This is a genomic window from Duganella sp. GW821-FHT07F09 (assembly GCF_059418705.1).
This window is the reverse complement of sequence record NZ_JBWKQJ010000002.1, coordinates 252,699-277,896: the sequence shown is the minus strand read 5'-3', so window position 1 is coordinate 277,896 and position 25,198 is coordinate 252,699. Positions and strand designations below refer to the sequence as shown.

24 protein-coding genes are annotated in these 25,198 nt (G+C 65.6%); 18 read left to right on the top strand and 6 right to left on the bottom strand.

Translation table 11 applies throughout. The annotated features are described in order from the left end of the window. Positions 1-166: 166 nt before the first annotated feature. Positions 167-1,099 carry a LysR substrate-binding domain-containing protein gene (locus AC07P1_RS06295; protein WP_494694984.1) on the bottom strand — a complete coding sequence of 311 codons (933 nt, stop codon included), beginning with the start codon at positions 1,097-1,099 and terminating at the stop codon, positions 167-169. 139 nt (positions 1,100-1,238) lie between these two features. On the opposite strand from AC07P1_RS06295, the gene AC07P1_RS06290 reads away from it, so the two are divergent. Beyond that, on the top strand, positions 1,239-2,459 hold the full coding sequence (locus AC07P1_RS06290) for an HD-GYP domain-containing protein (RefSeq protein WP_494694983.1): 1,221 nt from the start codon (positions 1,239-1,241) through the stop codon (positions 2,457-2,459). A gap of 17 nt (positions 2,460-2,476) precedes the next feature. On the opposite strand, the gene AC07P1_RS06285 is transcribed toward AC07P1_RS06290, so the two are convergent. Next, positions 2,477-3,520, bottom strand: coding sequence for a GGDEF domain-containing protein (locus AC07P1_RS06285; RefSeq protein WP_494694982.1), 1,044 nt, complete (start codon positions 3,518-3,520; stop codon positions 2,477-2,479). A gap of 477 nt (positions 3,521-3,997) precedes the next feature. Here AC07P1_RS06285 and AC07P1_RS06280 point away from each other — a divergent pair, with 477 nt between their 5' ends. The 11 genes from AC07P1_RS06280 to AC07P1_RS06230 all read left to right on the top strand — a co-directional run bounded on the left by AC07P1_RS06280 (position 3,998) and on the right by AC07P1_RS06230 (position 14,213). Further along, the gene (locus tag AC07P1_RS06280) at positions 3,998-4,183 is read left to right on the top strand and encodes a Flp family type IVb pilin (protein WP_494694981.1); all 186 of its coding nucleotides are present in this window, start codon (positions 3,998-4,000) and stop codon (positions 4,181-4,183) included. Positions 4,184-4,244: 61 nt separating this feature from the next. Continuing rightward, positions 4,245-4,775, top strand: coding sequence for an A24 family peptidase (locus AC07P1_RS06275; protein WP_494694980.1), 531 nt, complete (start codon positions 4,245-4,247; stop codon positions 4,773-4,775). Positions 4,776-4,876: 101 nt separating this feature from the next. Beyond that, positions 4,877-6,253 carry a DUF8689 domain-containing protein gene (locus AC07P1_RS06270; protein ID WP_494694979.1) on the top strand — a complete coding sequence of 459 codons (1,377 nt, stop codon included), beginning with the start codon at positions 4,877-4,879 and terminating at the stop codon, positions 6,251-6,253. After that, complete coding sequence (gene cpaB, locus AC07P1_RS06265; RefSeq protein WP_494694978.1) at positions 6,250-7,086, top strand: Flp pilus assembly protein CpaB; 837 nt, start codon at positions 6,250-6,252, stop codon at positions 7,084-7,086. Before AC07P1_RS06270 ends, cpaB begins: the two co-directional genes overlap by 4 nt. A 7-nt stretch (positions 7,087-7,093) precedes the next feature. Further along, positions 7,094-8,662 carry a type II and III secretion system protein family protein gene (locus AC07P1_RS06260; RefSeq protein WP_494694977.1) on the top strand — a complete coding sequence of 523 codons (1,569 nt, stop codon included), beginning with the start codon at positions 7,094-7,096 and terminating at the stop codon, positions 8,660-8,662. Between the two features lie 19 nt (positions 8,663-8,681). Beyond that, positions 8,682-8,960, top strand: a complete 279-nt coding sequence (locus AC07P1_RS06255; protein ID WP_494694976.1) for a hypothetical protein — start codon at positions 8,682-8,684, stop codon at positions 8,958-8,960. Positions 8,961-8,969: 9 nt separating this feature from the next. Beyond that, entirely contained in the window at positions 8,970-10,142 is a 1,173-nt protein-coding gene (locus AC07P1_RS06250; protein WP_494694975.1) for a CpaE/TadZ family protein, read from the top strand. 15 nt (positions 10,143-10,157) lie between these two features. After that, complete coding sequence (locus AC07P1_RS06245; protein WP_494694974.1) at positions 10,158-11,504, top strand: TadA family conjugal transfer-associated ATPase; 1,347 nt, start codon at positions 10,158-10,160, stop codon at positions 11,502-11,504. A gap of 5 nt (positions 11,505-11,509) precedes the next feature. After that, the gene (locus tag AC07P1_RS06240) at positions 11,510-12,487 is read left to right on the top strand and encodes a type II secretion system F family protein (RefSeq protein WP_494694973.1); all 978 of its coding nucleotides are present in this window, start codon (positions 11,510-11,512) and stop codon (positions 12,485-12,487) included. A gap of 12 nt (positions 12,488-12,499) precedes the next feature. Further along, positions 12,500-13,435, top strand: a complete 936-nt coding sequence (locus tag AC07P1_RS06235) for a type II secretion system F family protein (RefSeq protein WP_494694972.1) — start codon at positions 12,500-12,502, stop codon at positions 13,433-13,435. A gap of 13 nt (positions 13,436-13,448) precedes the next feature. Beyond that, positions 13,449-14,213 carry a LytR C-terminal domain-containing protein gene (locus tag AC07P1_RS06230; protein ID WP_494694971.1) on the top strand — a complete coding sequence of 255 codons (765 nt, stop codon included), beginning with the start codon at positions 13,449-13,451 and terminating at the stop codon, positions 14,211-14,213. A gap of 99 nt (positions 14,214-14,312) precedes the next feature. Here the strand turns inward: AC07P1_RS06230 and AC07P1_RS06225 are convergent, their stop codons facing one another. The 3 genes from AC07P1_RS06225 to AC07P1_RS06215 all read right to left on the bottom strand — a co-directional run bounded on the left by AC07P1_RS06225 (position 14,313) and on the right by AC07P1_RS06215 (position 16,373). After that, positions 14,313-15,080, bottom strand: a complete 768-nt coding sequence (locus AC07P1_RS06225) for a GIN domain-containing protein (RefSeq protein ID WP_494694970.1) — start codon at positions 15,078-15,080, stop codon at positions 14,313-14,315. A 26-nt stretch (positions 15,081-15,106) separates the two neighbouring features. Continuing rightward, positions 15,107-15,313 carry a hypothetical protein gene (locus tag AC07P1_RS06220; protein ID WP_494694969.1) on the bottom strand — a complete coding sequence of 69 codons (207 nt, stop codon included), beginning with the start codon at positions 15,311-15,313 and terminating at the stop codon, positions 15,107-15,109. Between the two features lie 154 nt (positions 15,314-15,467). After that, positions 15,468-16,373: a LysR family transcriptional regulator gene (locus tag AC07P1_RS06215; RefSeq protein WP_494694968.1), complete on the bottom strand. Its 906-nt coding sequence runs from the start codon at positions 16,371-16,373 to the stop codon at positions 15,468-15,470. Positions 16,374-16,550: 177 nt separating this feature from the next. On the opposite strand from AC07P1_RS06215, the gene AC07P1_RS06210 reads away from it, so the two are divergent. The 5 genes from AC07P1_RS06210 to AC07P1_RS06190 all read left to right on the top strand — a co-directional run bounded on the left by AC07P1_RS06210 (position 16,551) and on the right by AC07P1_RS06190 (position 23,920). After that, positions 16,551-17,552: an alpha/beta fold hydrolase gene (locus AC07P1_RS06210; protein WP_494694967.1), complete on the top strand. Its 1,002-nt coding sequence runs from the start codon at positions 16,551-16,553 to the stop codon at positions 17,550-17,552. A 187-nt stretch (positions 17,553-17,739) separates the two neighbouring features. Continuing rightward, a complete protein-coding gene (locus AC07P1_RS06205) occupies positions 17,740-18,738 on the top strand; it encodes an alpha/beta fold hydrolase (protein ID WP_494694966.1) in 999 nt (332 codons plus the stop codon). Positions 18,739-18,826: 88 nt separating this feature from the next. Beyond that, positions 18,827-19,612, top strand: a complete 786-nt coding sequence (locus AC07P1_RS06200) for a hypothetical protein (RefSeq protein WP_494694965.1) — start codon at positions 18,827-18,829, stop codon at positions 19,610-19,612. A gap of 129 nt (positions 19,613-19,741) precedes the next feature. After that, entirely contained in the window at positions 19,742-22,819 is a 3,078-nt protein-coding gene (locus AC07P1_RS06195; RefSeq protein WP_494694964.1) for a sensor histidine kinase, read from the top strand. Positions 22,820-22,945: 126 nt separating this feature from the next. Continuing rightward, positions 22,946-23,920 carry an alpha/beta fold hydrolase gene (locus AC07P1_RS06190; protein WP_494694963.1) on the top strand — a complete coding sequence of 325 codons (975 nt, stop codon included), beginning with the start codon at positions 22,946-22,948 and terminating at the stop codon, positions 23,918-23,920. An 8-nt stretch (positions 23,921-23,928) separates the two neighbouring features. On the opposite strand, the gene AC07P1_RS06185 is transcribed toward AC07P1_RS06190, so the two are convergent. After that, entirely contained in the window at positions 23,929-24,573 is a 645-nt protein-coding gene (locus tag AC07P1_RS06185) for a response regulator (RefSeq protein WP_494694962.1), read from the bottom strand. A 145-nt stretch (positions 24,574-24,718) separates the two neighbouring features. Between AC07P1_RS06185 and AC07P1_RS06180 the strand changes: the two genes are divergently transcribed. Beyond that, entirely contained in the window at positions 24,719-25,162 is a 444-nt protein-coding gene (locus AC07P1_RS06180; RefSeq protein ID WP_494694961.1) for a cupin domain-containing protein, read from the top strand. Positions 25,163-25,198 lie beyond the last annotated feature (36 nt).

The following is a 25,198-nucleotide window of genomic DNA, read 5'->3' as shown; positions in this document are numbered from 1 at the left end:
TATCAGATCGCACCTGAACTTGATCGCGCCGGGTAGGCGCGCCAGGATCGGGCCAGGGCCGCATGGTGAGCGGAATTGTGCCTAGTATGGGCGCGAGTTGACGTATACGGAAATAGTGTTTGCCAATCGGGGCATAAGAAAAACTGATACCCCCCAAAGCAACTATTTAGGGGAGCGGGGTGGCGCCTGGCCAGGTGCCGGACTGGCAGAGCTGGACGCTGACTTGCTGCACCAGCCGGCTGATGGCGCTGGCGGCGTTGGTCAGGGGGATGTTCTTCGAGGCGCATAGCACCACCGTGCGCGAGATCGCCGGCTGCCGGATCGGATGGGAACGCATGGTGCCGCGTTGCAGCTCGTCGAGCACCGGCGCGGCAGGCAGCAAGGTCGCGCCCATGTCGGCCAGGATCGCCGATTTAAGGATGGCGATGGAGTTGATTTCGATGACGTTCGATAGCTTAAGCCCGGCCGCGCGCACCATGCTTTCGATGCGGGGACGCACGCCGTGCTGCAGTCCCGGCAGTATCAGGGTGGTGCCCAGGGTCTGCTCCAGGGTGAGCGTCTGCTGGCCGAGCGCGAAGGCGGCGTCGGCGCGGCAGATGAAGCGCAACTCCTCCTCCACCAGCGGGGTGGTGGCAAATTGCGCCAGTTGGCCGTCATCAAACAGCACGGCCAGGTTGATGCGGCCCGATTTGAGCTGCTCGCTCAGGTTGCCGGTCAATTCCTCCGTCAATTGCAGCGTGATTTCCGGGTAGGTGGTGCGCGCGGCCGTCAGCAGCGGCAGCGCCAGCGCGCCCGAGATGCTGTGCGGCAGCCCGAGCGTGACGCCGCCGCTGGGCCGCTCCGCCGATTGCGTGACCGCCGAGCGGGCATCGGCCACCTGCTTGAGGATGGCTTGCGCGTGTTCGTAGAAGATCTTGCCGGCGTCGGTGCTGAGCACGCCCTGCGCCGAGCGGTGCAGCAGTTGCACGCCCAGTTCCTCCTCGAGCTGGCGCAGTTGCTGCGTCAGCGCCGGTTGTGCGACGTGCAACACCAGCGCCGCCCGCGATAGCGACCCATGATCGACGATGGCGACAAAGTAACGAAGTTGGCGTAGTTCCATAGAGTGGGGGCGCGGCGCTTGACCCGGGATAGTCATGGACAAACACCATGTTAGCACTTGCAAATATGATCCTGACAGGAAACTATTTGTTATACTCAAATCAAACCGTCCTCCTTCCAGACTTTTCGCGGGTGCATGTATGTTAAAGAAAGTCGACTCATCCCAACTAAAAGTGGGCATGTATATACATGACCTGAGTTGCGACTGGATGACGCACCCGTTTGTCCGCAACCGGTTTTTGCTGACCAGCGAAGATGAAATCCGCAAGATCCTCAACGCCGGCATCCATGACGTTGTCATAGACAGCGGCAAGGGCCTGGACGTGCAGGATGCGCCGTCGCTGGCCGAGGCGCAGGCGGCGACCGAGCGCGAAATCGTTGAAATCGCCGCCAAGACGCCCGTCGTCACTCGCGTATCGCTGGGCGATGAGATGCGGCGCGCGGTGCAGATCCGCCATCAGGCCTCGACCCTGGTGCGCACGGTGATGCAGGACGCCCGTCTGGGCAAGGCGATCGAACTCGATCAGGTCGAGCCGGTGGTGCAGGCCATCACCGAGTCCATCCTGCGCAATCCGGGGGCGCTGGTGGGGCTGCTGCGCATCAAAACCAAGGACGATTACACCTTTTTGCACTCCGTTAGCGTCTGTACGCTGCTGGTGGCGTTTTGCCGCTCGCGCAACATCGCCGCCGACGTGACCCATCAGGCCGGCCTGGGCGGCTTGTTGCACGACACCGGCAAGGCCCTGGTGCCCGATTCCATCCTCAACAAGCCGGGACCGCTGACCGACGAGGAGTTCGCCATCATCAAGCGCCATCCGCGCGACGGTTATGACATCTTGCGGAAAACACCAGAGGTGGGTCCCATCCCGCTCGACATCACCTTGCACCACCACGAGCGGCGCGACGGCAGCGGCTATCCCAGCAAGCAGGCCAACGAGCAGATCAGTGAACTGGCGCAAATGGCCGCCATCGTCGACGTCTATGACGCCATCACCGCCGATCGTTGTTATCACAAGGGCATGTCGGCGGCGGCGGCGCTGCGCAAGATCTATGAGTGGAGCAAGTTCCACTTCAACCCGCAGTACGCGCAGGAGTTCATGCGCTGTGTCGGTATTTATCCCGTGGGGACGATGGTGATGCTGGAGTCGGGCCGGCTCGGTGTTGTGATCGAGCCACACGAAACCAATCTGCTGGCGCCCAAGGTCAACGTCTTTTTCAATACCAAGCAGAATCTGTATATCAAGCCGGAGACGGTCGATTTGTCGCGGGGACTGGGATTTGGCGGCGGCGACAAGATCGTCGGCCACGAGTCGGCGGCCAAATGGAATGTCGACCCGATGCGGTTTTTGACGCTGGCCTAGCGGCGTTTAGCGGCGCATTAGAAGAATTCGGCCGTGTCGTTGGAGGCGGTGGTCTGCAGCAGGCCGCCGCTGAGCAGCTCGTCGTAATGGCACACCAGGTTGCGGCCGTGGCTCTTGGCGTAGTACAGCGCCTGGTCGGCGTGGCCCAGGATGATCACCGGCGCCTCCAGCGCGCTGATGCTGACAAAGCCCACGCTCACCGTCACCTTGCCCACTTGCGGGAAATCGTGCGACGCCACGTTCATGCGGAAGCGCTCGATGATCTTTTTGGCGTTGTCGAGGGTCGTCGAGCGCAGCAGCACGACGAATTCCTCGCCGCCGAAGCGGAACACGCGGTCTTGCGCGCGGAACGACGAGGTGAGCAGGTTGGCGATCAGGATCAATACCTCGTCGCCGTATAAATGGCCGAAACGGTCGTTAACGTGCTTGAAATGGTCGACATCGACCACCGCCAGCCATTGCTTTTCCTCTTCGCCGTGGTGCCGGCGCTCCGGCTCGCCCGGCAGGGTGACCGAATCCTGCTCGATGCTGGCGGCCAGCATCTTGGCGAGCTGGTCGTCGAAGGTCTTGCGGTTGAGCAGGCCCGTGAGCGAGTCGCGCTCGCTGTAGTCGAGCAGGTTCTGGAAGTTGCGGTAGACGCTGACGATGCCGCCGATGATATGGATGGTGTCGCTGGTGTACGGCGTCGGATTGACGATCTCCAGGCAGGTGTCGGCCTTGTCGCCCAGCCAGATCGGCAGCCACAGCGTGTGCTCGCCGGCCTCGTTGGCGACGTCGGCGCCGGACTCGTGCTGGGCGATGCAGTGCGCCAGCGCAGGGAAATTCTCGATCGGCTCGCCCGGGTTGTGCAGGTCGGTGGTATCGACCATGCAGGCCGGCTCGCCGGCGACGATGATGGCGCGCGGCCGCACGAACACCTTGCCCCGCACGGTGGCCAGGGTCAGCACGCGGGCCTGACTGGCGCGGGCAAGCTCCTGCACCGCCGAAATCACGGAGATGTCGAGCATCATGTGATCTCGGTGGCCAGTCATGTCCACCATGTGTTTCAGTAGGGAATCCATTTTCTTCTCTGGAAAATTAACACACAACCTTGCGGTCAGCCACGCTTTTGTTCACGCCTATCAAGCACGATTTCTCTGATAGTCAGGCGCACGGTAAAGAAGCAGTACGGGGCCTTTCCAAAGAACAGCTAAGCAGGATAATAGCTTTTTGCAATCAAGGCAATTCTTGTGTGCGAAAAAAAATGTCCTTGGAGCTTATTACAACCATTTTCCTACATCAGAGCCGAGTCCCGGGCCACTTTTAGCTTACTAGTGGGCAACAGCCAGCGGGTTGACTTAGGCCAGTGCCACGGCCCGCCGAGCGCCGCTTGTTTGATCAAAAGCACCAAAATAGTTCCATGTGGAAAACTTGCGTCAAGTCAATTCCTATAAAGCTGCTAGTCGTATAGTGATTCCAATGGCGCGGAAACGGCGGTCTGCAGGCCGGCTGTCCGTATCAGAGGGTTTTTCTTAATCGACTCAACTAGGGAGTACATCATGAACTCACTTATCGCAGCAGCAAAGGCGTTTGCGTCGGACGAACAGGGGATCACGGCCATCGAGTACGGCCTGATCGCGGCGACCATGGTCGCCGCGGTCGTCGCCGCGTTCGCTTTCCTGACGCCGGTGCTGGAGGATGCGTTCGAGGCCATCGGTACGAAGATCACCGACGCAACCACGTAAACCGCCTGGCTTTCCAGCCGCCCCCGGCTGGAAAGCCTTTTTTCGGTCCGAAAGTCCCCCCATGTTAAACGCCATCGAAGTCATCCTGATCTGTCTGGTCGCGCAGGCCGCGGTGACCGATCTGGCCACGCGCAAGATTCCCAACGTCCTCATATTGAGCGGCCTGCTATTGGCGATGATACTGCATCTGATCGGCGGGCAGAACTGGGCACCCGTATCGCAATGGCTGGCCGGCACGTTGGCCGGCTTTTTTTTATTCCTCCCGTTGTACTTGCTGCGCGGCATGGCCGCCGGCGACGTCAAGCTGATGGCCATGGTCGGCGCCTTCGTCGGGCCGCAGGCGGCGTTGCACATCGGCGTGCTGGCCTACCTGATCGGCGGCGTCATGGCGGTGCTGATGCTGTTGTATAGCGGCCGCTGGCGCGAGAGCTGGCGCAATGTCGTGCTGATCTGCAAACCGTTGATGTGGCGCCTGCTCGGGCTGCCGCTGGCCCCGGTGCCGATGGCCGCCATCGGCAGCGTCGGCGGCATCCCCTATGGCGTGGCCATCGCGCTGGGGACCGGCGGCTTTGTGGCGTGGGCGCATCGCTGATCGGCACGCTTGGTCCGACTTTGCTGCGCATCAATGCCCGCCGGGCCTCGCCCGATAAACTTAATTCCTCAATGAAACAATTCAGTCCCGCGGAGACCTCCATGCTCAGCCTCGATCCCTCACCCTATGCATCCACTGCGGAGACGGAGCCGGGCCACGCGTTGCCGCCGCAGCCCAAAACCCTGCGCGACACCGGCCTGCCGCAACAGCTGATCGTCGAGCTGATCGCCAAGGCCATCTACGTCGGCGGCAGGACCCATTTGCCGGTGCTCACCACCAAGCTGCACCTGTCGATCAACGTGCTGCGCGAGGCGCTCGACTTCCTGGTGGCCGAGCATGTGGCCGAGGTGGCGTGGCGCGGCGAATCCGACATCGACGTCCAGTACCAGTTGACGGCTGCCGGCAAGCAGCGCGCCGGCGGGTGGATGGAGCGCTGCCGCTACGTCGGCCCGGCGCCCGTCACCCTGGAGGCCTACCGCGCCATGGTCGACCGCCAGGCCGGCCAGGCGCCGCAGCTGTGCGCGGACGATCTGGCCGCCGAGTTCTCCGACGATTTTTTGCCGCCGTCGGTGCAGCAGATGCTCGGCGCGGCCATGTACTCGGGCCGCACCATGCTGCTCTACGGCCCGTCGGGCGGCGGCAAGTCGACCCTGGCACGCCGCCTCGGCGCCATGCAGCAAGGCCTGGTCGCCGTGCCGCACGCGCTGATGGTGGGACAGGACATCATCCAGGTCTACGATCCGGCGTTGCACCGCGCGCCGTTGCCGCGCCAGGTGCGCCAGGCGCCCGAGCGGCGCAGCAGCGATCCGCGCTGGGTGCTGTGCCAGCGGCCCGTGGTGGCGCTCGACGGCGACTTGAGCGAGGACATGCTCGACCCGCAGCCCGACACGCCCAACGGCTGCTACCGCGCGCCGCCCCAGCTGATGGCCAACAACGGCCTGTTGATCGTCGATGACCTGGGCCGCCAGCGCATGTCGTCCAACGATTTGTTCAACCGTTTCTCGCAGGCGCAGGAACTGCAGCGCAGCCAGTTGTCGCTGGCGGGCGGCTACCATTTCAGCGCGCCGTGCCGGATGCGGCTCCTGTTCGCCACCAGCCAGGCGCCGGGCGCGCTGCTCGACGCCTCGGCGCTGCGCCGCGTCGGCTACAAGATCGCGGTCGGCGCGCTGAGCGCGGCCAACTATCGCACGCTGTTCCGCCAGCGTTGCCTGAGCGCCGGCGTGGCCTACGACGAGCCGTCGCTGCGCTATCTGGTCGACGAACTGCACGCGGGCAGCGGCTTGCCGTTGCTGGCCAGCGGCCCGCAGGAGATCATCGGCCGCATCGTCGATTTCGCCGGCTTCAACGGCGAGTCGCCGCGCCTGACCGTCGCCACCATCGACCAGGCCTGGAGCAGCATGTTCGCCGCTGGCGGACAGCAGGCCGCCACCATCGACGACGGCGACACCCTCGACCAACTGGCCCAACACATCCTATGAAAAACCGGCGCGCACTGTGGATGATGGCGCTGGCCGTCATATTCGGACTGGGGGCGGTGCTGATGGCGTCGCGCTGGCTGCTGCGGCAGACGCCGACGACGGCCAACCGCATCGTGGTGGCCGCCGCCGATGTCAGCCTCGGTCAGCGGCTGACGCCGGAGATGATGAAATCGCTCGACTGGCCGGCCGACAACCTGCCGCGCGGCGCGCTGCACGACGCTTCCAAACTGGTGGGCCGTGTGCTGAAAACCAGCGTGCTGCGCGACGAACCATTGAGCGAATTGAAGCTGGCTCCGGCCGGCACGGTGGGCGGGCTGTCGGCGCTGATCACCGAAGGCAAGCGGGCCATCACGGTGCGCGTCAACGACGTGGTGGGCGTCGCCGGCTTCGCGTTGCCGGGCAATTTCGTCGACATCCTCGTCAACACGCAGTCGTCGGGCCACGGCAACGAGAACGCCATCTCCAAGATCGTGCTGGAGCGGATACTCGTGCTGGCCGTCGCCCAGGATGTGGGGCGCGACGAGACCAAGCCCCGCGTGGTCAACGCCGTCACGCTGGAAGTGACGCCTTCGCAGGCGGAGAACCTGGATCTGGCGCGCAGCGTCGGCACCTTGTCGCTGGTGCTGCGCAATCAGGTCGATCCGCGTCCGGGTGTCACCGACGGCGCCACCAAGTCCTCGCTGCTCGGCGTCGTCGCCAAGCCTGCCGAGCCGGCGCCCGCTCCCGAACCGGCGGTGGCGGCCAAGCCCCGCCCGCAGGTGGCGGCCGCCCCACGCGCGCGCGCTTGTGTCGGCGTTATCGTCGGCACGCAGCGCACGCAGGAATGTCTGTGAGGACGCCATGAAAAATCCACTCCGCACTTCGACGCTGCTGATACTGGCGGCGGCAACGCTCCCGCTACACGCGGTGACGCCGGCCGTCCTGGGACCGGCAACCGCGCCCGCGTCCGCGCCCGTGACGGCGCCGAAAGCCGCGGCCGCAGCCGTCGCAAAACCCGCCACCGCGAGCGCCGTCAAAACCACCCCCGAGTCCCCGGCCGAAGGCAAGGGCTTGCGCTGCAGCGGCCAGGCCGCCGCGCCGGGCAACATGACGCTGCAGTTGGGGAAGTCGACCTTGATGCGCATGCCCGAGACGGTGCAGGCGCGCAGCGTCGGCAATCCGGCCGTGCTGCAGGCGATGCTGGTGGCGCCGGATACCTTGTATGTGGTCGGTGTCGATATCGGCACCAGCAACATGATCGTGCAGGGCCGCAGCGGCATGTGCAACGTGGTCGAAGTGGTGGTCGGCATCGATCCATCGGCGCTGCAGGCCTCGATCGCCGCGCTGATGCCCGAGGAGAAAAACATCCACATCAGCGCCGCCGGCGACACCCTGGTCATCAGCGGCATGGTCGACGACGCGCAGACCGCCGCCCGCGTGCTGGACCTGGCGGCCGCCTTCGTGCGCCGGCCGGCGCAGCCCTTGCCGGTCGCCGTGGCAGAAAAAGGCGCGCCGCCACCATCCACCGAGGCCAAGGGCGGTGCCACGACGGGCGGCACGCGCATCGTCAATTTCCTCAACATCGGCGCGCCGCAGCAGGTCATGCTGGAAGTGAAGATCGCCGAAGTCTCCAAGACGCTGCTCGACAAGCTGGAGGCCGGGCTGCTGGTGAGCGTGGGCGGCGGCGGCTGGCAAACCACGTTGGCGGCGAACTTCTTCAGCGGCACGTTGAAAGGGTTGCTGGGTATGGGCCGCCCGGACGGAAACCGTGTGGGCGTCGAAGCGGACCGGCAGGAGGGCATGGTACGCATCCTGGCCGAACCGACGGTGATGGCGATCAGCGGCCAGGAAGGCAGCTTTCTAGCCGGCGGCAAGATCTTCGTCCCGGTAGCGCAGGACAACAACAAGGTGACCCTGGAAGAGAAGGAGTTCGGCGTCGGCCTGCGCTTCACACCGACGGTGCTGGCCGGCGGCCGCATCAACCTGCGGGTGGCGCCGGAAGTGTCGGAGATATCGCGCGAGGGCATCGGCATCACAGCGGTCGGCTTCTCCGGCGGCGCCGTCCTGCCGCTGATCACGACGCGGCGCGCATCCACCACGGTGGAACTGTTCGACGGCCAGAGCTTCGCCATCGGTGGCCTGATCAAGAACAACCGCACCACCAATATCCATGGCCTGCCGATACTGGGCGAGATACCGGTGCTCGGTGCGCTGTTCCGCAGCACCGACTTCCAGCAGGACCGCACCGAATTGCTGTTCGTGGTCACCCCGCACCTGGTGAAGCCGCTGCCGGCCGACTACAAGCTGCCGACCGACGGCGCCACGGCGCCAAGCCGCGCGCGGCTCTTCCTCGGCGGGAAAATGGAAGGCCTGCCGCCGCCAGAGCCAACGCCGGTGCCCGCTCCGTTGCCGACGACTGAAAAACGTTAATCACCTCTTAGGAATCACTATGCGAATTTTATTCAGCATGCTGGCGGTATGCACATTGGCCGCCTGCGTCAACACGCCGCTGGGCAAGACCACGCCGCAATGGGACAAGCAGTTCGGCGGCAGCACCCGCACCGCGATGGCGCGGCAGATCATCGATCCCCAGGCGCGCCGCAACACCGACCCGGTGGCCGGCATGGACGGCAAGGCCGCGCAGGGCGCCTACGAACGTTATCAGCGCACCTTCAGCGGCACCGCTCCGCTGGCGCCGAAGTTCATGATCAGCGGCGACGCTAAATAAGGCCCCACCATGAAAGCACTGATGATCAGCAGGGACAGCCTGCTACATGCGGAAATCGCCGCACAGGGTTCGGCGCGCATGCCGGCGGTGCAACTGGTGGCGTCGCGCAACGGCCTGCGCGACGCCGTCGAACGCCAGTTGCCGGAGTCGCCGGAGTTGGTGATCTTCGACGCCAGCGACGTCGAACCCGGCGAGGCCGACCTGGTCGAACGCCTGGGCAAGACCTATCCTTCGGCCTCGTTCATGCTGCTGACGCGCGAGCCGCAGCAGGATTTGCTGATCCGCGCGATGCGGGCCGGCATGCGCGAAGTGCTGCAGCTGCCGCTGGTGCACAAGGCCTTCCACGAGTCGATGGACCGCATCGAAGTGGCGGCGGGTGTGAGCCAGATGCGCGACGGGAAGGTGCTGGCCTTCATCTCCTGCAAGGGCGGCAGCGGCGCCACGTTCTTGTCGACCAATTTCGGCTACGCGCTGGCCGCGCTGGCCGACAAGAAGGTGCTGCTGATCGACCTGCACGGCCAGTTCGGCGACGCCACCTTGTACGTGTCGGACCAGAAGCCGGCGATGACGCTGTCCGACATCTGCGGCCAGATCAGCCGGATGGACGGCTCCTTCCTCGATTCCTGCCTGGTGCACGTGGCCTCGAACTTCGGCGTGCTGGCGGCGGCCGACGATCCCAACCATCTGGTCGACATGAAGCCGGAGCACATGGACACCATCCTGCGCGTGGCGCGCCAGCACTACGACTACATCGTGCTCGATGTCGGCCGCCAGATCGACGCCATCTCGCTGCGCGCGCTCGATCAGGCGGACGCCATCTACCCGGTGCTGCAACTGGCGCTGCCGGACATCCGCGACGGCCGCCGCCTGTTGGACATCTTCCGCTCGCTGGGCTATCCGAGCGACCGCACCCGCCTGATCGTCAACCGCTACGAAAAGGGCGGCAAGCTGCGGCTGATGGACCTGGAGCAGGCGCTGGGCGCGGAAGTGATGCACACGGTGCCCAACGACTATATGTCGGCCACGGACTCGGTCAACCAGGGCATACCGGTGCTGCAGCTGTCGCGCAGCAGCGCCGTCGCACGCAGCCTGGCCGACCTGGTGGAGTTGGTGACGGCGCGCCGCGTTTCCGAAAGCAAGGGCCTGTTCGACCGCCTGTTCGGGCGCACCGACAACGATTGATTTCCGGAGCAGAAAATGAGCTTACGCGAGCGTTTGGCCAGTGGCGAAGACGGGCGGCAGGGCGGCAACGGTCCTCCCGGCCTGGCCGCGGCGGCCTACCAGGAACTGAAGAAGAGCATGCACCAGACGATCATGGACCGGATCGATCTGGAACGCCTGCAGCGGCTCACGCCTGAGCAGTTCAAGCACGAGCTGGCGCTGCTGGTCCAGCGCATCATCGAGGAGGAGCGCATCGTGCTGAATCAGCACGAGCGGCACAACCTCGTGCTAGACATCCAGCACGAGATGCTCGGCTTCGGCCCGCTGGAGCCGCTGCTGGCCGATCCCGGCGTGTCGGACATCCTGGTCAACACCCACGCCAAGGTGTACGTCGAGCGATCCGGCCGGCTGGAGCTGACCAGCGTCACTTTCAACGACAACGCCCACCTGATGAAGATCATCGAGAAGATCGTCTCGCGCGTGGGCCGGCGGGTGGACGAATCGAGCCCGATGGTCGACGCCCGCCTGCCGGATGGCTCGCGCGTGAACGCCATCATTCCGCCGCTGGCGATCGATGGTCCCATCCTGTCGATCCGGCGCTTTTCCGTCAACCCGCTGACGATCGAAAACCTGCTCGACAACCGCAGCCTGACGCCGCCCATGGTGCAGGTGCTCAAGGCGCTGGGCCACGCCAAGATCAACATCCTGATCTCCGGCGGCACCGGCAGCGGCAAGACCACCATGCTCAACGTGCTGTCCGGGTTCATTCCGGCGTCCGAGCGCATCGTCACCATCGAGGACGCGGCCGAGCTGCAGATGCGCCAGCCGCACGTGGTCCGGCTGGAGACGCGCCCGCCCAACATCGAGGGCAAGGGCGAGGTCAATCAGCGCTCGCTGGTGCGCAACGCGCTGCGGATGCGGCCCGACCGCATCATCCTCGGCGAGGTGCGCGGCGCCGAGGCGCTCGACATGCTGCAGGCGATGAACACCGGCCACGAAGGCTCGCTGGCCACCGTCCACTCGAACACGCCGCGCGACGCCCTGGCGCGGCTGGAGAACATGGTCAGCATGGCCGGCGTGAACCTGACCTCGCGCGCCACGCGCCAGCAGATCTGCGCCGCCGTGACGGTGGTGATGCAGGTGTCGCGCCTGACGGACGGCACGCGCAAGCTGGTCAGCCTGCAGGAGGTGACCGGCATGGAAGGGGAGGTGATCGCCATGCACGAGATCTTCCGCTACGAGCAAAAGGGCGTCGACGCCAACGGCAAGGTGCAGGGGGCCTTTTCCGCCACCGGTGTGCGGCCGCGCTTTGCCGAACGCCTGCGCATGTTCGGCGTGCCGGTGCCCGATTCCGTCTTCGATCCCGACCGGATCTACGAGTAATCGCCATGGACGGCATCTTCTCAGCCTTCGTGGTGCTGCTGTTCGCGGCGGTGATCCTGCTGGTCGAGGGCGCGTGGCTGTGGTGGTCGGGCGCCCACGGCAGCGGCGCGCGGCGCATCGCCAAGCGGTTACGCTTGATGGCCGAGCGGGGCGAAGGCGGCGTCGAACGTGTCGATATCCTCAAACGGCGCACCTATAGCCGCTCGCCGGCGCTGGAAAAGCAACTGCGCCGCATCGCCCGTCTGGGGGCGCTCGACAACCTGCTGCTGCAGGCCGGCGTCCGGTGGTCGGTGGCGCAGTTCCTTGGGTGCTCGCTGGTGATGCTGGTGGTCGGCCTGGCGGGTGCGCGCATTCTGGACATGCCGTTGCTGGCGGCGTGCGGCGTGGTGGCGCTGGCGATGGCGGTGCCATGGATATTGTTGATGCGCACGCGGCGCGAGCGCCTGTCCAAACTGGAGGAGCAATTGCCGGAGGCCGCGGATTTTCTCGGCCGCGCGCTGCGCGCCGGGCATTCCTTCGCCAACGTCATGCAAATGGTGGGCGAGGAAATGCCGGAGCCGATCGCCGGCGAGTTCAAGTTCGCCTACGAGGAGATCAACTACGGCGTGCCGATGAACGAGGCGCTGCACAACCTGGCGGTACGCGTGCCGCTGACGGACCTGCGCTACCTGGTCATCGCGGTGCTGATACAGCGCGAGTCCGGCGGCAACCTGGCCGAGGTACTGGGCAACATCAGCCGCCTGATACGCGCCCGCCTGAAGTTGCTGGGACAAGTGCGCGTGATGTCCGCCGAAGGCCGTATGTCGGCCTGGATCCTGGGCATCCTGCCGCTGGCGGTGCTGTTGTTGATGTCGATATCGAATCCGGCCTACATCCGGGTTCTATGGACCGATCCAATCGGCGTTCGGCTGATGTGGTATTCGGGCGCGGTCGCCGTGGGCGGCATTTTCTGGATGCGCAAACTGATACGCATCCGGATATAAAAGGAGCACGGCATGGACGGACAGCACATACTCTTCCTGGCGATAGTGTTCATCGTCGTCGTTGGCATCGCGATGCTGGCGTTGAAAATCTTTTCGCCGGTGCAGGTGCGCGAGCGTCTGACCGAGGTGGTCGAGCCGGAGCTCACCATGCCGGAGGTGACCGGGGGCTGGGTCGAGAAGGTGGCGCACGTGGCGCAGCCGTTTTCGCGCCTTTCGTTGCCGGACGAGGGGTGGGAGCGCTCGCCATTGCGCACCCGCTTCATGAACGCCGGCTGGCGCAGCCCGTCGGCACCCTCGCTGTACTTCGCCGCCAAGACGGTGCTGGCGCTCGGTTTGCCCGGCGTGACCGCGCTGCTGGCGATGACGATGCTGAGCGCCGTGCCGCAGAAGGGCTTCATGTTCATGCTGCTGCTGGCGGCCAGCATCGGCTACTACCTGCCCAACTTTGTGTTGTCGCGCAAAGCCGCCGGCCGCTGCCGCGAGATCTTCGAGACGTTTCCCGATGCGCTGGACCTGCTGACCGTATGCGTGGAGGCCGGGCTGAGTCTGGAACGCGCGCTGGCCAAGGTGGCCGGCGAGATTCACATCAAGAGCGTGGCGCTGGCGCAGGAGCTGCAACTGGTGCTGATGGAGATGCGGGCCGGCTTCAGCAAGGAGCGGGCGTTGCGCAACCTGGCCCTGCGCAGCGGCGTCGAAGATGTGGACACCCTGGTGGCGATGCTGATCCAGTCGGAGCGGTTCGGCACCAGCATGGGCGATTCGCTGCGCGTGCATTCGGATAACCTGCGCGGCAAACGCAGCGTGCAGGCCGAGGAGGCGGCGGCGAAGATCGCGCTGAAGTTGCTGTTTCCGCTGATCTTCTGCATCTTCCCGACGTTGATGCTGGTGTTGATCGGCCCAGCGGGGATCCAGATTTATCGCTCGGTGTTGCCAGGCATGGCGCGTTGACAGGAGGTTCGAGATGAAAAAATCACTACTGGCGACGGCCACCGGCTTGCTGCTGATCGCATGCGGCGACATGCGGACGCAGGCCCCAGCGATCCAACCGCCAGCCGCCGTTACGCCGGGTGGCCAGGCCATCACGGCATTGGAGCGGGCCTGCCTTTCCGACCCGATGGACGCGGAAAAATGGGAGGCGCTGGCGGCGGCGCTGGAAGCGGACGGCCAGCGTGAACGGGCGCGCACGATGTACGAGCAGGCGGCCACTTTGCGCGCACACGATGTGCGACGCGACTATGCGCTACTGCGGGAAAAAGCCGCCGAGCTGCCCGCGCCCGCACCGGCTTCTTCCGCGTCGATGCCGCGCACCGAGGTGCGGCAGCTCGGCGCGGCACTGGTGGAGGTGCTGCGTGTCGCGCCGGCGGCGACGATGAAAGCGATGCCGCCGCCAACTCCGGCCGGGCCGGCCAACCCAACGGCGGCGATGCCGGTCCTGCCCGCGCCGGTGCGCCTTGAAATCAGCAACGGCAATGGCATCAACGGCGCCGCCGCCCGGCTGGCGCGCTCGTTGAGCGTGGAGGGATTGAAGACCGTGCGGCTGACGAACATGAAAAACTTCGATGTGCCGATCAGCCGCATCGAATATCAGCGGGAGCAGCAAGTGATGGCGGAATCGCTGTCGGAGCGACTGGGCCTGCCGCTGAAAGCGCAAAACGCGAAGTCGCCCCGCGCCGACATGCGCATCGTGCTTGGACACGACGCCAGCCTGGGCGGCCGCTTCAAATAAAAAAAACCGTCCGGGTGGAGATCATCCTCCCGGACGGAAAAAAACACACCCATGTGTTTCCTGTTGCGGCCAGCGCTACACGAGCGCCTGGCGCATTCCTTACTGCCAGCTCACGCTGCCCAAGCCGTTCGCGGAAGACTTTCGATTGGTCGGGTTGCCGTACACGGTGGCTGAACCGAGACCGCTCAAATTAAGTTTCGCGGTGTTGCGTGCATAGACCGACGCGCTGCCCAGGCCCGACATGTTGACGTCGACCGTTTCGGCGCGCAGCTGCTGCGCATCGAGGCTGCCGACGCCACCCAGGCTGGCGTTCAATTGCTTGGTCTGGCCGATCATCTCTATGCGGCCAGCACCGTTAAGATGCAGTTCGACGTTGTCGCTGTTGCCGGTGTTGACGGTCATGCCGCCCACGCCGCCCAGCTTCACGTCGACATTGCGGTATTGCGCGTTGACCTTCACCGAACCGGCGCCTTCCAATGCCAGGCGCAAGTTCTCGCCGCTGAATCCCGCCACCTCGGTGGCGCCCACGCCGCCCGATGTCAGCGCGCGCAGATTCGGCAAGGTCAGCTCGGCGCGCAGATCCTTTTTGCCGCCGATGCTGATGGTGTTGGTCTTGACGGTGGCGATGCGCAGCGTGTCGCCGCTCTGCTGCACCGTCACTTTTTTCAGCGCGTCCGGGTCGCCGTACAAGGTCAGCGAAGCGACCGGTCCCTGTTTGATCTTCAGGCTGATGACGCCATCGAGATCGACGTTGACGGCGCGCGCATCGACACTGCGGCTCTCGCTGATGATGTCCGCGGCCAGCGCGGCGCTGGCGCCGCTGCACAACACCGTGGCCAGCATCGCGGCCTTCAGATATTTTTTCATGATGCGCTCCATCTTCTTCGGTGTGATTACAGGGCTGCTTTTTCGGCGGCGGTCAGGCGCTTGGCGGTGACCGTCACCACTTGCATGGCGCTGGTGTCGGCCTTGGCGACGACCGCTGCGGCGACCGGAGTCGCGGCGCGCGTTGCCGGCACGGCGGCCGTGGCGAAGGTGGTGGCGCCGGCGACGACGACGGCGGCGATGAAGATGGCTTCCATGTTTTTTGCGATGTTCATTTTGAGCTCCTTGGGTTGAATAGTTCGTTGCGTTGAGTGAACTATAGACAAGGGCCATCTGTACATCCACCGGGATGTGACGAACTGCAAAAAGGAGGGGGCAGACTGCGTTTTGGCGGCTTATACGCCGCGGTAGGATAAGCGGGCGGCCGCTCTAGCGGTGGTTGAGGCCCGCACCGCACAGCACGTCCTGGTGGCTGGCGTAGAGCTGCGTCAGCCAGGTGGAGACGGCCTTGAAGCGGGCGATCGATCCCGCGTCGCGATGGCTCAGCAGCCAGATGTCGCGCTGCACCTCGACGCCGGCGCCGATGCGGCGCAAGCCTTCCGGCTCGCCCATGATGCACGGCAGCAGCGCCATGCCGACGCCGGCGCGGCAGGCGCGCACCATCGTGCTCAGACTGTTGACCTTGAGCACGCGGCGCGGCTGCGGCTCCATCGCCGACAGCCATTGCATTTCGCCGGTGCCGGCCAGCGCGTCGTCGTAGGCGATCCACGGCTGCGTGCCCCAGCAGGCGCGCGGGGTGTCGGCGTAGCGCGGGTGGCCGTAGACGGCGAAGCCGAGGTCGCCCAGCTTGCGCATCACCAGCGCCGCGTCCTCGCCCGGCTTACCCATGCGCAGGGCGAAGTCGGCCTCGCGCCGTGTAAACGACAGGTTCTGGTTTTCCGCCTGCAAGGTTAGTTGCAGGTGCGGATGTTGCGCGTGCAATTCTGGCACGTGGTCCAGCAGCCAGTAGTCGAACAGGAAATCGATCGAGGTGATGTTGACCGGACCGGCGGTGGCGTCCGCCTCCTGCGACGAGGCTTGCAGCATGCCCTCGACGTTGCCGTAGACGGTTTCGCCGTGCGCGACGAAGACGCGGCCGGCGTCGGTCAGCTGGTAGCCGGTGTTGTCGCGGATGAACAGGCGCAGTTTCAGGGCCTTCTCGGCGGCGGCGATGCGGCGGCTGATGGTCGACGCGTCCACGCCCAGCTGGCGCCCGGTGGCGCTCATGCTGCCGCTGCGGGCCAGCGCCAGGATCAGCGGGATGTCGTTCCAGTCGAAGTCGTTACTGCTTGGCATCTGTGTCGGCGTAGGGGTGATGTGGGGGGCTGTGCATTTCTGCAAAGTGGGCTTGCATGGCTGTCTGTTCCACAAACGCGGTGGCGGGCCTAAGATTCATCCCATCGCAAGGCCAAACTTGCAAAGAATCGTAGCACAGACATTTATATCCAAACATCAACTAAAAGGAAGACCATCATGAACAACGCCGCTGAAACCACTACTGTCAACCTGTCCCGCCGCACCGCCTTGTTCAGCAGCGCCGGGGCCGCCGCAGCCGCTGTCGCCGCCGTCGCCGTGCCGCTGGCAACGATGGGCGGCGCCGCCGAGGCCGCACCGGTCGCCAAAGGCGGCCCGGTGGCCCACTCGGTCAGCACCATCACCACCCGCGACGGCGTCGAGATCTACTACAAGGATTGGGGGCCGCGCACCGGCCAACCTGTCGTGCTCAGCCACGGCTGGCCGCTGAACGCCGACAGCTGGGAATCGGCCGCCTTCCACCTGGCCAACAACGGCTTCCGCGTCATCACCCACGACCGCCGTGGCCACGGCCGCTCGAGCCAGCCATGGGACGGCAACGACATGGACCACTACGCCGACGACCTGGCGCAGCTGATCGAAAAACTGGACCTGAAAAACATCATCCTGGCCGGCTTCTCCACCGGTGGCGGCGAGGTGGCCCGTTACGTCGGCCGCCACGGCACCAAGCGCATCGCCAAGCTGGGCCTGATCTCGGCGGTGCCGCCGCTGATGCTCAAGACCGCCACCAACCCCGGCGGCCTGCCGATCGAAGTGTTCGACGGCATCCGCGCCGGCTCGGTCGCCAACCGCGCCCAGTTGTATCTGGACATCGCCTCGGGCCCGTTCTACGGCTACAACCGTCCGGGTGCCAAGCCGTCGCAAGGCATCATCAACGCCTGGTACGCCCAGGGCATGCAGGGCGGCCACAAGAACACCTACGACTCGATCAAGGCGTTCTCGGAGACCGACTTCCGCGACGACTTGAAGAAGTTCGACAAGCCGACCCTGATCATCCACGGCGACGACGACCAGATCGTGCCGATCGACGCCGCCGGCAAAGCCTCGGCCGCCATCGTCAAGCACGCCAAGCTGATCGTCTATCCGGGCGCGCCGCACGGCCTGACCGACACGCATAAAGAGAAGTTCAACGCCGATTTCCTGGCGTTCGCCAAGTCCTGATCGCGGCGGGTGGGCCGCCCGGTGGCGGCCCACCCCAAAGGACAGGTAAAAATATTTACAAATATCGCTTGCTATCGAATAGCGAGCGATATATAGTTCTCACATCGGCGGCTCAACAGCGAAACAAGCAGGAATCGCATAGTGAGCTACTAAATCGTCAGTTATCTAAATAAACCAGGAGCCAATCATGAGCAAAGACACCCAAAACCAAGCAGTCAGCCTTTCCCGTCGTACCGCCCTGTTCAGCAGTGTCGGCGCGGCCGCCGCTGCCGTGGCCGTGCCGCTGGCCGCGCTCAGCACCTCCGCCGCCGCCGAAGCCGCGCCGGTCGTCAAAGGCGGCCCGGTAGCCCACTCGGTGAGCACCATCACCACCCGCGACGGCGTCGAGATCTACTACAAGGATTGGGGTCCGCGCACCGGCCAACCTGTCGTGCTCAGCCACGGCTGGCCGCTGAACGCCGACAGCTGGGAATCGGCCGCCTTCCACCTGGCCAACAACGGCTTCCGCGTCATCACCCACGACCGCCGCGGCCACGGCCGCTCGAGCCAGCCATGGGACGGCAACGACATGGACCACTACGCCGACGACCTGGCGCAGCTGATCGAAAAGCTGGACCTGAAAAACATCATCCTGGCCGGTTTCTCGACCGGTGGCGGCGAGGTGGCCCGTTACGTCGGCCGCCACGGCACCAAGCGCATCGCCAAGCTGGGCCTGATCTCGGCGGTGCCGCCGCTGATGCTCAAGACCGCCACCAACCCCGGCGGCCTGCCGATCGAAGTGTTCGACGGCATTCGCGCCGGCTCGGTCGCCAACCGCGCCCAGTTGTATCTGGACATCGCCTCGGGTCCGTTCTACGGCTACAACCGCCCTGGCGCCAAGCCGTCGCAAGGCATCATCAACGCCTGGTACGCCCAGGGCATGCAGGCCGGCCACAAGAACACCTACGATTCGATCAAGGCGTTCTCGGAGACCGACTTCCGCGACGACCTGAAAAAGTTCGACAAGCCGACCCTGATCATCCACGGCGACGACGACCAGATCGTGCCGATCGACGCCGCCGGCAAGGCCTCCGCAGCGATCGTCAAGCACGCCAAGCTGATCGTCTACCCCGGCGCGCCGCACGGCCTGACCGACACGCATAAGGACAAGTTCAACGCCGATTTCCTGGCGTTCGCCAAATCCTGATTTGTCGCAAATCCGGGCTCGGCGGGCTTCGAGTGATCGAAGTCCGCCGCTGTGACGTTATACTCCAGCCTGTCAACCGGAGTTTTGCATGAATGTCATGGCATGTGCCGCTACCTTGCTGCTGCTGTGTGGTCAGACTTATGCCCGCGACTGCGTGATCCGTGTTGCCTATCCCGATCGCGAGCGCCCGCCTTACTACTTCGGTAACGGCGCGGTGGTGCCGGAGCCCCCCGGCGCCGGCGTCGATCTGCTCCGATTGGCGGTCCGCAGTGTCGGCTGCACGCCTGAAATGATCCGCTTGCCGAACGCGAGAATCAAGCTGGCGCTGATCAATGGCAGCGCAGACCTGGCCCCGGTCGATCTTCGCGACGGCGAGCAGCCATACTCGGCCCTGCCCATGAGGGCGGGTCAGCTCGACATTCGCCGTGGTTTGCGAATGACGGCGGTGGTGTATGTGCGCACGGCCGATGGCCTGGCACCCCACACCGATCCACGCACCTATTTCAAGGGCCGCACCTTGGTGACCAACCAGGGTTCGCCGCTGGGCGAGCAGCTCAGGGACGAAGGCTTCAAAGTCGACGACGGCTCGCTCGACACGTACAGCAATATGGACAAGGTGGCGTTGCGGCGCGCCGACGGCTTCGCCTTTTCGATCGCCAACATCGCGGCGATGGAAGCCGCCATCGCCGCGCGCTACGGCACCAGCCTGACCCGGATGGCGATGCCGGTGCGGACCTCGACCTTGTGGCTGTCGGCCAGCAATGCCTACTTCGAGCGGAACGGCGAACAAATGGAGGCGTTGTGGAACTGGTGGGGCGAGAACTCGACCCGCAAGCTGGTCGAATTGCTCAAGAATTACCCGCAGCAGAAGTGAACAGGCCCGCCGGCGGGCGGCGGCTTTACCCAAACCGCCGATCAACTTATAATTGAAGCAACACTGCGGCATATCGCGCACTCGACGCGGTTCCCATCCCCTGAATAACCTTATGAAAACGGACCCTCGTTGAAGAGCGCGATCGCTTTGGTGCGCCGCTTCGCGACCTTTGCCCCGGCCTGGCCGCGCCACGTGATCATGCTGGGCGCGCTCGCGCTCGCGCTGTCTCAGGCGGCCGTCGCCGCCATGCCCGCGCTGGTCAATTACGCCCACACCGGCTGGAACGGCCAGCGCGGCGCGCCCGCCGACGTCCTGCAGTTCACGCAGACCCTGGACGGCTGGCTGTGGATCAGCTCGCCCAATGGCCTGTTCCGCTTTGACGGCGTCGATTTCGAACGGATGGACAGCGTGCAAGGCCATCGGCTGCACACCAACAGCACGCTCGGATTGCTCACCACGCGCGACGGGCGCTTGTGGGTGGGCGGACGCTTCGGCGGCATCAGCGTGTTCGGCGCGAACGGCTCGAACAGCGCGCGCCTGTTCACCGAGGCGGACGGCTTGCCGAAGGGCGCCATTTTCACCATGACGGAGGGACCCGATGGCGGCGTCTGGGCCGCGACCAGCAGCGGCCTTGGCCATCTGGCGCCCGGCGCGACGCGCTTTCGCCGGGTCGGCGAAAGGGAAGGCCTGCCGGAAAAACACGCGCGGCAGGTTTTGTATGGCCGCGACGGCCGCCAGTGGGTCTCGGTCGAAGGGGGGATCTATTTCCGCGATCCAGGCCAGCCGCGCTACCGGCGCGCATGGCCGTATATCGACATGATGGCGATGGCCGAGGCGCCGGACGGCACCTTGTGGGGATCGGACGGCGTCAACAAACATTACCGCGTGTTGTCCGCGCCGCCACCGGGCAATCCGGCGCCGCGCGCGGAACTGGGCGGCAACGGCGCGCTGTTCGACCGCGATGGCAACATGTGGATTTTGAAGGTGAACGCGCTGGAGCGCCGCCAGGCGCCGTATGTCGGCAAGGCCGCCGACGCGCGCCAGATGACCAGGGAAAACGGCATGAGCGGCCCGCTGCCGCAAACGGCGTTCGAGGACCGCGAAGGCAACCTGTGGATCGGCACCTCGGCCGGCCTGGACCGCCTGCGCCGTACCCGCCTGCGCGGGGTGCCGGTCGCCACCGCCTTCGATCGTCCCGGCGTGATCGCCGACGATCGAGGCGGCGTGATCATCGGCGACTGGCGCCACCCGCTGCGCCGCTACACCGCCGCCGCCGGCCCGCAGGAGGAGGTGGGGCGGTTCAAGCTCACCGGCGCCTACCGCGCCGCCGACGGCAGCCTGTGGCTGGCCAATAACGCAGAGCGCTGGCACCGCGCCACGTCGGGCGCGCTGACACGCTTCCCGCATCCGCCGCACCTGGTCGGCCATGACACCCAGGCCATCACCATCGACGCCAGGGGCCGCATGTGGATCTCGCTGTCGCGCCAGGGTTTGTTCATGATCGAGGACGGCGCCTGGCGCAAGGACGGCGGCTTGCCCGGACTGCCCGAACAGCTCGCGTTGTCGCTGGCGACCGACCGCGCCGGGCGCGTGTGGGCGGGCTATCTGCACAACCGGGTCGCGCTGATCGACGGCCAGCGGTCGCGGGTCTTCGGCGAGGCCGACGGTATGCGGCTGGGCAACGTGCAATCGCTGCTGGTGGACGGTCCGCGCGTCTGGGCCGGCGGCCAGAACGGGCTGGCGTGGCACGACGGCCAGCGCTGGCACAGCGTGACCCCGGCCGGCGGGCGGCAGTTGCGCGGCTTGTCCGGCATGGTGCGGACCGGTACTGGCGAGCTGTGGCTGTACGGTTCCGAGGGCATTAGCCGCATCGCCGCCGGGGATGTCGAGCGGCTGCTGCGCGAGCCGGAATGGCCGCTGCCATATGAGCGCTTCGACGCGCTCGACGGTTTGGTCGGCGGCGCCGAGCAGTACCGTCCCTTGCCGTCGATGGCGCAGAGCACCGACGGCCGGCTGTGGTTCACCACCGGCAGCGAAGTGGCCGTACTCGATCCGGCCGCCATCGCGCGCAATCCGCTGGCGCCGCCGGTGCAGGTGCTGTCGCTGCGCGCGGGCGATGTTAGCCATTCCTTCACTTATTCGGCGCCGCCGGATTTGCGGCTGCCGAGCGGCCGGCGCGACCTGCGCATCGCCTACACGGCGCTGGCCCTGGCGCTGCCGGAACGGGTGCGCTTCCGCTACAAGCTCGAAGGCTATGACGAGGACTGGCAGGAAGCCGGCATGCGCCGCGAAGCGGTCTACACCAACCTCGGTCCCGGCGACTACCGCTTCCGCGTGATCGCCGCCAACGAGGACGGCGTGTGGAACGAGACCGGCGCCACGCTGGCGTTGACCTTGCCGCCGCGCTTCGTCGAGACCGGCTGGTTCACGGCGCTGATGGCGGTGCTGGCGGCGCTGTTGCTGGGCGGGCTGTATCGGCTGCGGGTCCGGCATCTGACCGCGCGCATGCGCGACCGCATGCAGCAGCGCCTGGCCGAGCGCGAGCGCATCGCGCGCGGCCTGCACGACACCGTGCTGCAAAGCGTGCAGGGCCTGATCATGCTGTTCCACCAGCAAGCACGCAGCCTGCCGATCAGCGCCGACGAGCGCGGCAAGCTCGAACAAACCCTGGACCTGGCCGACGAGTTGATGGCGGAGGGGCGCGACTGCATCGCGGACCTGCGTACCGGCGGCGAACCGGGCGAGCTGGGCCAGGCGCTCGCGCAATATGGCCAAGTGCTGCTGCAGCAGCGCTTCAGCGCGGGCATCCACGGCACGCCGCGCGCGCTCTGTCCACGGCTGCGCGACGAGGTGCAGGCGATCGCGCGCGAAGCCTTGTTCAACGCCTCGCGCCATGCCCGGGCGGACAAGGTGGAGCTGATCATCGATTACCGTGCCGACGGCCTGTCGGTGCTGGTGCGCGACGACGGTTGCGGCATGCCGGCGGCCTTGTCATGCGGCACGGGGCGGCCGAACCACTACGGCATCGTCGGCATGGGCGAGCGCGCCAAGGCCATCGGTGCGCGCTACCAGCTGGTCTCGGCGCCCGGCGAGGGCACCGCGATGCAACTGGACATCCCGGCCGAACACGCTTACGCGGGAGGCCGCTCGGCGGCCCTGTTCGCCCGGTTGCGCCAGCGCCGGCGACCCCAGGCGAAGGCCGCTTAGCGGACGCTAGCTCGAAAGAGCTAGCGCGTCTGCGCCCGTCATGGCGATGGCGGCGGCGACGCTCCACGGTACGCTTTGGCTGGCATGTTCATCGTGCCCACCATTGATACCCGAAGAGAGGAAAGCATGACCAACCACACCAATCCCGACCAGCGCCGCCGCAATGTGCTGATGAGCGCCGCCACGGCGGCGGCAGCAGCCGGCACTGCCGCCGCCGGCGTCTCGCTCAACGCGTCCGCCGCCACGCCATCGAAACAGCAGACCCGCCAGGTCTCCACGCTGACCACGCGCGACGGCGTCGAGCTGTACTACAAGGATTGGGGGCCGAAGAACGGCCAGCCGGTCGTCTTCAGCCACGGTTGGCCGCTGAACTCGGACAGCTGGGAATCGCAAATGATCTTCCTGGCCGATCGCGGCTACCGCTGCATCGCCCACGACCGCCGTGGCCACGGCCGCTCGAGCCAGCCATGGGACGGCAACGACATGGACCACTACGCCGACGACCTGGCCCAGGTGATCGAGGCGCTGGATCTGAAGAACGCGGTGCTGGTGGGCTTTTCTACCGGTGGCGGAGAGGTGGCGCGCTACGTCGGCCGCCATGGCACCAAACGCGTCGCCGGGCTGGCCCTGGTGTCGGCCGTGCCGCCGCTGATGCTCAAGAAGGCGGATTATCCAGGCGGTTTGCCGATGGAAGTGTTCGACGGCATCCGCGCCGGCTCCACCGCCAACCGCGCCCAGCTCTACATCGACATCGCGTCGGGGCCGTTCTTCGGCTTCAACCGTCCGGGCGCCAAGGTCTCGCAAGGCTTGATCAACTCGTGGACGGCGCAGGGCATGCAGGCCGGCCACAAGAACACCTACGACTCGATCAAGGCGTTCTCGGAGACCGACTTCCGCGCCGACCTGAAAAAGTTCGACAAGCCGACCCTGATCATCCACGGCGACGACGACCAGATCGTGCCGATCGACGCCTCCGGCAAAGCCGCCGCCGCGATCGTCAAGCACGCCAAGCTGCTGGTGTATCCGGGCGCGCCGCACGGCTTGACCGACACCCACAAGGACCGCGTCAACAACGACCTGCTGGCGTTCATCAAGGGCTAAGCCCGGCGCTAGAGGGAGATGATGCCGCGCTTGACCGCGATGGCGACCGCATGGGTGCGGTCATGCGCGTCAAGCTTGGCGAGGATGGTGCGGATGTGGGCTTTGACGGTGTCCTCGGCGATGCCGAGGTGCACGCCGATTTGCTTGTTGCCGTTGCCGGCGGCGGCGCTCGACAGCACCGCCATCTCCCGCTCGCTCAGGTTTGGCTGGCCCAGGCGTTCGACCAGGGTGCGCGCCACGTCGGCGGGTATCCAGCGACGGCCGGCATGTACCGCCCGGATCGCGTCGACCAGGTCCTTGCGCAGGCTGTGTTTCATCAGGAAGCCGGCCGCGCCCAGTTCGAGCGCGCGGCGCATCTGGTGGTCGCCGCTCAGCGTCGTCAGCATGATCACGCGCGCCTGGCCGTGCCGCCGACGCAGCGCTTCGAGCGCCTGCAGGCCGTCCAGCCCGGGCATGGCGATATCCATGATCGTCAGGTCCGGCCGCAAGGCCTCGTATGACTCGAGCACGCCGGCGCCATCGTCGAGTTCGCCCACCACTTGCAGATCGGGCTGGTTGGCGATGGTGTCGGCCAGTCCCGCCAGGATCATCGGATGGTCGTCGACGAGGAGGATGCGGACTGGCTTGCTGCTTGGTTCGGTACTGCTCGACACGTGTGCTCCGTGGGGGTGGCGGGTGGGCTGCGCGCAGTGTAATACAAGTTGTACAACAGCGGCAATCGACGACCGGTCGTCGTATCGTGCCATATAACCAGAAGTAGCTTTCGGCGTCATGCCGCTCACTCATCAAGGAAACATCATGAAATCAATCGCCGCAATCGCCATCGCCGCTGCCTCGGTATTCTGTCAGCAAGCCCAGGCGCAATCGCCGGCCGCCGCCCACGACCACGTGTCGGCCGCGCCGCTGGGCGCCCCCAAGTTCGATGCCAAGGGCATCGCCCGTACCGAAACCGTGCGCAGCCAGTTCGACAGCACGAGGGAGGCGATCCAGGTGCGCGTCGATTTCGCCAAGGGCGCGGCGTTCCCGAAACACTCCCACCCGGGTGTCGAGATCGCCTATGTGCTGACCGGCGCCATAGAATACGAACTGGAAGGCAAGGTCGTTCGCCTCAAGGCGGGCGAGTCGATTTACATCCCGGCCGGCGCGGTACATTCGGCGAAGAACATCGACACCGGCACCACGTCGGAACTGGCCACCTACTTGGTGGAAAAGAACAAGCCGATCGTCATTCTCGACAAGTGAGGTCATCGGGGCAATCATCGTCGCGGATTTCATATC